This is a genomic window from Dietzia sp. E1, assembly GCF_014145015.1.
GTDB lineage: Bacteria > Actinomycetota > Actinomycetes > Mycobacteriales > Mycobacteriaceae > Dietzia > Dietzia cinnamea_A.
In genome coordinates, this window is sequence record NZ_JAALDU010000420.1 from 1 (window position 1) to 5,634 (window position 5,634).

Annotated in this window: 6 protein-coding genes; 2 read left to right on the forward strand and 4 right to left on the reverse strand. The window is 70.0% G+C overall.

The features are described from left to right. Positions 1 to 205 precede the first annotated feature (205 nt). Positions 206 to 925 carry a haloacid dehalogenase type II gene (locus G6030_RS13295; protein WP_119193220.1) on the reverse strand — a complete coding sequence of 240 codons (720 nt, stop codon included), beginning with the start codon at positions 923 to 925 and terminating at the stop codon, positions 206 to 208. Positions 926 to 1,008: 83 nt separating this feature from the next. Here G6030_RS13295 and G6030_RS13300 point away from each other — a divergent pair, with 83 nt between their 5' ends. Beyond that, the gene (locus G6030_RS13300; RefSeq protein WP_182643449.1) at positions 1,009 to 1,746 is read left to right on the forward strand and encodes a hypothetical protein; all 738 of its coding nucleotides are present in this window, start codon (positions 1,009 to 1,011) and stop codon (positions 1,744 to 1,746) included. Between the two features lie 49 nt (positions 1,747 to 1,795). Then, positions 1,796 to 2,161, forward strand: a complete 366-nt coding sequence (locus G6030_RS13305) for a DUF1330 domain-containing protein (protein ID WP_119193221.1) — start codon at positions 1,796 to 1,798, stop codon at positions 2,159 to 2,161. A 74-nt stretch (positions 2,162 to 2,235) separates the two neighbouring features. Here G6030_RS13305 and G6030_RS13310 read toward each other — a convergent pair whose 3' ends face one another. The 3 genes from G6030_RS13310 to G6030_RS13320 form a co-directional block, all read right to left on the reverse strand. Continuing rightward, positions 2,236 to 3,642, reverse strand: a complete 1,407-nt coding sequence (locus tag G6030_RS13310) for an MFS transporter (RefSeq protein WP_182643450.1) — start codon at positions 3,640 to 3,642, stop codon at positions 2,236 to 2,238. Next, positions 3,639 to 4,082 (reverse strand): MarR family winged helix-turn-helix transcriptional regulator, encoded by a 444-nt coding sequence (locus G6030_RS13315; protein WP_319029397.1) that lies wholly within the window; start codon positions 4,080 to 4,082, stop codon positions 3,639 to 3,641. Before G6030_RS13315 ends, G6030_RS13310 begins: the two co-directional genes overlap by 4 nt. A gap of 76 nt (positions 4,083 to 4,158) precedes the next feature. Then, positions 4,159 to 5,484 carry a lipase family protein gene (locus G6030_RS13320; RefSeq protein WP_069388651.1) on the reverse strand — a complete coding sequence of 442 codons (1,326 nt, stop codon included), beginning with the start codon at positions 5,482 to 5,484 and terminating at the stop codon, positions 4,159 to 4,161. Positions 5,485 to 5,634: the final 150 nt, after the last annotated feature.

Here is a 5,634-nt window from a genome sequence, read left to right on the forward strand (position 1 = left end):
GCTTAATTGCAGTGGCCACTTTAGCGGGAACACTCCAGCCGGCACGAGTGGCGCTTCGGCTTCGGCTTTCAGCAGGTGCGTGGGAACTGTTGGAGCCCTCTATGGCATTGCATGGCGATAGGAACTCTCGCCCGCAGTGTGTTCTGAAGCCTCGCGCCGAGGGTTGCCCGAGACCCGCAGCCCAAGGGAATGGTCAACCGCTTTCTCAACTGAGGCGGCGGGCCAACTGCGTGATGTCCGTGACCTCGAGGTCCGGGCTGGTGAAATGCTTCGGGTACATGCCGTGGGTGCGGTTGATCCATGCCGTTCGCATTCCGATCCGGTGGGCGCCGTCGATGTCCCAGGGATGGACGGCCACGAGCATGGCGTCCGAGGGGGCAACGGCACACTGCTCGAGTGCGAACTCATAGGCGGGGGCGGCTGGTTTCCACGCGCCGGCGGAGTCGACTGACAGCAGCAAGTCGAAGTCGCGTCGCACACCGGCTGACGTGAGCAGCTTCTCGGCGACCTGTGTCGAACCGTTGCTGAGGGTGACCAATCGGATCCCCAGCTCCGTCAACGCCGTGACGCCGTCGGCGACATCGGGATGAGGATCGAGTCCGACGAACCCGCTCATGATGTGCTCGATCGCCTCGTCGAGAGGCCGGTTGAGCTCCACCCCCGACAGCATGACCTGCAGGAGCCCGGTGCCGATGTCAGCGAACGGGCGAGCGGCGCCTGCGGCGGTGAGGGCGAAGCCGTCGCGCAGGAGGTCGGCGAACCACAGGGGATACATCGAGCCGGGTGCCCCGACGTCGGAGAACCGGGCCGACATCGCCGTGGTGTCGGACAGGGTCTCGTTGACGTCGAACACGATCACCCGCGGTCGGCGAAGCCCAGGCTCGTCGCCCCGGTTCTGTTTGCGATCGGCTGGTGTGTCGGTCACGCGGAGTCCTCCTGGTCACCGGGTGTGCACCATGCTATGCGCCAGCGGGCTGCGCGGCCGGAACAGCTGGCTAGGGTGGGCGCATGGACGCCGACATCAACTTCTACTTCGACCCGGTCTGCCCCTTCGCCTGGATGACCAGCAAATGGGTGCGCCAGGTGCAGGCGCAGCGCGACTACACGGTCGACTGGCGGTTCATCTCGTTGCGCCTGGTCAACGCCGAGGTCGACTACGACGCGCACTTCCCCCCTGAGTACGAAGCCGGCCACACCGCCGGGCTGCGGCTCCTGAGAGTGGCGGCTCGAGCGCGAGCCGAGCACGGCCGCGCGGCGATGGCGCCGCTGTACGCCGCCTTCGGGGCGCGCATCTTCGACGCCGCTCCGGACGCCGGCGACGACCGCAGCGAAGGCGACGAGCGTGAGCGGCGCGGCACGAGCGAGTTCGCCAGGCTGGTCCTCGCCGACGCTGGCCTGCCGCTCGAACTGGCGGACGCCGTCGACGACGAGTCGTGGGACGCCGAGATCCGCCGGGAGACCGACGAGGCGCTCTCGCTGACGGGCAAGGACGTGGGCACGCCCATCATCCACTTCGAACCACCGACCGGTGTCGCCTTCTTCGGACCCGTGATCAGCCGGCTGCCACACGAGGACTCGGCAGCCGAGCTCTGGGACCACGTGGTGGGGCTCGCCCGCTTCCCGGGTTTCGCCGAGCTCAAGCGCAGCCTGCGCGAGAAGCCGCAGCTCGCCGCGTTCGGAGTCGACGCGGACACGGTCGGCACGCAGGAGGACTGGCACGGCGGAAGCCGTCGGCAGAAGAAGTGAGGATGGCCGTTCGCGCCACAGCGGTGGGACTGGAGGAGATACTCGCCTGATGGCTATCGATCCCCGAGGAAGAGACCTCAAGCGCTACCTCGCCGACGACCCCGGCGGCCCGGTGGTGATGCTGAATCTGCTCCGGTTCGCCGATGGCGGGCGTGAGGACTACGCGAAGTACGCCGCGGCGCTGAACGAGACCTTCCTTCCCCGCTATGGCGCCGAGGTGCTCTACGCCGGTGACTGTTCCACAGCCCTGGTCGCCGAGACCGGCCAGGACTGGGATGCCGTTCTGCTGGTCCGGTACCCCAGCCGCGCCGCGTTCAGCGAGATGGTCGCCGACCCCGAATATCAAACCGTCACGGCACTGCGTACCAGCGCGTTGCAGGAGGCGGTGCTCCAGGCCACGACCCCCTGGGCCTGACTCCGACCCGCGGGGCGGTCGATTCCGTGCCGCATGACCGAGTGCGATCGCGCGCAGAATGCGGGACGCCGGGGCTACTGCTGGGCTCGTCGTCGTCGTCGACCTGTGACGGCATGGAGCACCAACGCGAGCATCACCGTCGCGCAGCAGATCACACCCACGCCGAACGCCATGGTGATGCCCTCGTCGGTCGAGTACGCGGAGTCGGAGGGGTGCGCGGCGAGGACGGCGGCCGACAGGGCCGCGCCGACCGCGCCACCGACCGTGCGCAGCACCTGGTTGAAGCTCACCGCGCTGCCGAGCTGGTCCACCGCCACACTGCGGCCGATGAGCGCGGGCATCGCGGCGTAGCCCGAGCCGATCCCGGCGCCGAAGAGGAACATGCCGACGGCCAGCGTCCAGAAGTCTCCGTGCCGCAGCCACAGCAGCACTGACGCCACCGTCATCACGGTCGCGCCGACCGGCAGGAACACCGCCATGTCGTAGCGGCGGGACAGGGCACGGACCGTGCGGTTGGCCACGAGGCTGCCCGCCGACAGCGGCGCCATCATGAAGCCCGCCCACATCAGTGGCACGGCCAGGCCGAAACCAGTGTCCGCGGGTGCCTGCGCGACGAGGCTCGCGATGGACAGGCCGATGTACATTGCGGTGCCCAGGCCGATCGCGGTGGCGTTGGCCAGCAGGACCTCCGGCCGGCGGACCACGCGGAGGTTGACCAGGGGATGCAGGGTGCGGATGCTGTGCACGATCCAGAAGAGCAGCGTGTTCAGCGCGACCACGAGGACGACGAGCGCCGTCGCGGACCCCCAACCCCAGGTCTGCCCCTCGGAGATCCACAGCAGCAACGCGGCCAGCCCGCCACCCAGTAGCAGGGCCCCGCCGATGTCGAACGGGGTGCGGGGCGCGAGCGGGTCGGGGCCGGCGGGGATGAAGCGCCAGACGCCGATCGCCGCGGTGGCCACGAACAGTGCCGCGAAGGCGAACGCGGCCCGCAGGTCGAACGTGGCCGCGAGGATCCCGGTGAGCGGGTAGCCCAGTCCCATTCCCACCGACACGGTGACCGAGAGGGTCGAGATGATGGGCTGGGATTCGGTGAAGGTCAGGTGGCGGCGGGCCAGGGCGATGGTGATGGGCACCGTGCCGTAGAGGAGTCCCTGCAGCGCGCGGCCGATGAGGAAGACGGTGAAGTTCGGCGCGACGGTGGCGATGATGGACCCGAGGAAGATCACACCGAGGCTGGTCAGCAGGAGTTTCCGGGTATGGGGGCCGTCGGCGAGGCGGCCCATGATCGGGGTCGCGACCGCGCCGACGAGCAGGTTGGCCGTGAGCATCCACTGCGCCGCGCTCACCGGGATGCCGAACTCTGCGGAGACCGACGGGACCAGCAGCATGCCGAGGGAACTGACGATGGAGCTGGTCAACGCGGCGTAGACGAGAGCCTGCACGAACCAGCGGGGCGCCGGGCGCCGGTGCGGGATCATCGGACGTCCTCGGAGTCGAGGCGGCGGAGCAGGGGGACCGCGGCCGCGAGACGGGCGCGCTCGGCCCTGTCGAGGTGGTCGGCGATCGCGTGGGCCAGCCAGTCCTGGCCCGCGGCGCGCTCGGTGCGGAGCTGCTCGCGCCCGCCCGCGGTGATGGTGACGAGGGCGCGGCGGCCGTCGGCTGGGTCCGGGCTGCGCGTGACCAGGCCCAGGTCCCGGAGTTCGCGGACCGCGTTGGCGACGGCCTGATGGCTGATCCGCTCAAGGCCTGCCAGGTCGGTCGCAGTCAGGGACCCGCGCTGCTCCAGGTGGGACAGGATCCCGACCTTGCCCATCGACAACGTCCGGTGGGAGTTGAACCGCCGCCACAGGGGGCGCAGCGCGTGGCGGAGATCGTCCGCCAGGGCGGCGATGTCGGGCGGCGGGTCGGTGGGCGTCACTCCGGCGAGTCTACAACCGAGTTGCGCAACCTGCTTGCATAAGGGCGGCGGGTCCGGCGCCGGGGCCCGCCCGGCCTCAGTAGGTTCCGCAGTTGCTCGACGCCGGGACTCCGTTGACGCGGTCGTCGAGGTACCGGAGGTTGCCCTCCAGACCGGTGAGCATGGGCACGGCGTGGCCGATCGCCAGACCGGGTGCGACGGGAGGCATCGGGTCGATGACCATGTCGACGGCGGCGCCCTGCGCGCACCAGTCTCGGCCGAGCTGCTGCGACTGGTGGCCGGGGACGACGTCGTCGTTGACGGGCGAGAGCACACGCACGGGCGTGGTCGGGGCAAGGCGGCCGATGCGCTGACGCTCGAGGAACGCCAGGATCTCGGGCTCGCTGCGCACGATGTCGCCGGCCGACAGGCCCGAGATCGTGAAGTCAGTGGTGCGCTGCTGGAAGAATTGGACCGCGGTCTCGCCGATGCACTGGTCAGAGGTGACGGCGAGCATGGCCCGGCCCCGGTCGTTGAAGTACGGGTTGATCAGGGGGCCCATCTCCGGGTAGGCGTCGATCAGGCTGTTGATCGCGTAGCCGATCGCCCCGGCGATGGCGGTGCCGTCGATCTGCTCGAGCGTGGCGAGCAGGTCGGCCGGCGGGGAGCCCGCGGCGGTACCCACCAAGTTGATCTCGGGCGCGTACTGCGGGTGGAGTTCGGCGGCCGCGGCCACCGCCCCGCCGCCCTGGGAGTAGCCGACGAACACGGTGCGGGCGTCCGGCTCGACGTCGGCGCCCGGTACCGACGACGCGGCGCGCGCGAGGTCGAGCACTGCGCGGGCCTGCGACTCGCGGTTGACGTACGAGTGCAGCCCAGGGGTGCCGAGCCCCTCGTAGTCGGTCATCGCGACGGCGTACCCGCGGGCGAGCAGCGCGTAGGTCTGGAACAGCTCGTAACCGAACCCGACTCCCGGCGGGTCGGTGCGGACGGTGGCCAGGTTCTGGAACGTCTTGGACGGCGCGCAGTGGTCGCCTTGCCCCTGGGTTCCGGGCGCCATCACGGCCAGGGGGCGGGTGCCCGGGCCGGTCCACGGTGCGCGCGGCTGCAGATAGGCGCCGGTCACGGCGATCGCCTGGTCGCGCGATCCGACGGAGGTGTACATGATGCGCTGCGCGTCGGTGGACAGCGGTCCGGCTGCATCGGAGATCGAGTCGGCGCCGGGGATCGGCGGGATCGCGGCGGCGAGGGGGAACGGCTCGGTCTTGATGAGCTCGCCGGAGGCTGCGGGCAGGTCCGCGGGCGGCTGGTAGAAGGCGGGCGCCGGGTCGTTGGACGATCCCTGCGCGCCGGCGGCGGGGGCGACCACGGCCCCTCCGGCGAATGCGGTGGCGATGGCGGTGGCGAATGCGGCTGCGCGCATTCCGGTTCGGCGAAGTTGCACGGTCCCCCCTGGGGCTGGTTGTGTTCTGTCTCACAAAATTGAGCTGAGTCTAACCTGAGTTCCGCAAGTTGACGTCGTTCCCGGCTGATTCGCTAGTGTCGCGTTTCTGAAGTTGGTTTAGGGTTCGCT

What these genes read in the sequence shown, in the direction of transcription:
- G6030_RS13305 (WP_119193221.1), top strand. Translation starts at nt 1,796, where the DNA reads ATGGCTATCGATCCCCGAGGAAGAGACCTCAAGCGCTACCTCGCCGAC.
- G6030_RS13300 (WP_182643449.1), top strand. Translation starts at nt 1,009, where the DNA reads ATGGACGCCGACATCAACTTCTACTTCGACCCGGTCTGCCCCTTCGCC.
- G6030_RS13310 (WP_182643450.1), bottom strand. Translation starts at nt 3,642, where the DNA reads ATGATCCCGCACCGGCGCCCGGCGCCCCGCTGGTTCGTGCAGGCTCTC.
- G6030_RS13320 (WP_069388651.1), bottom strand. Translation starts at nt 5,484, where the DNA reads ATGCGCGCAGCCGCATTCGCCACCGCCATCGCCACCGCATTCGCCGGA.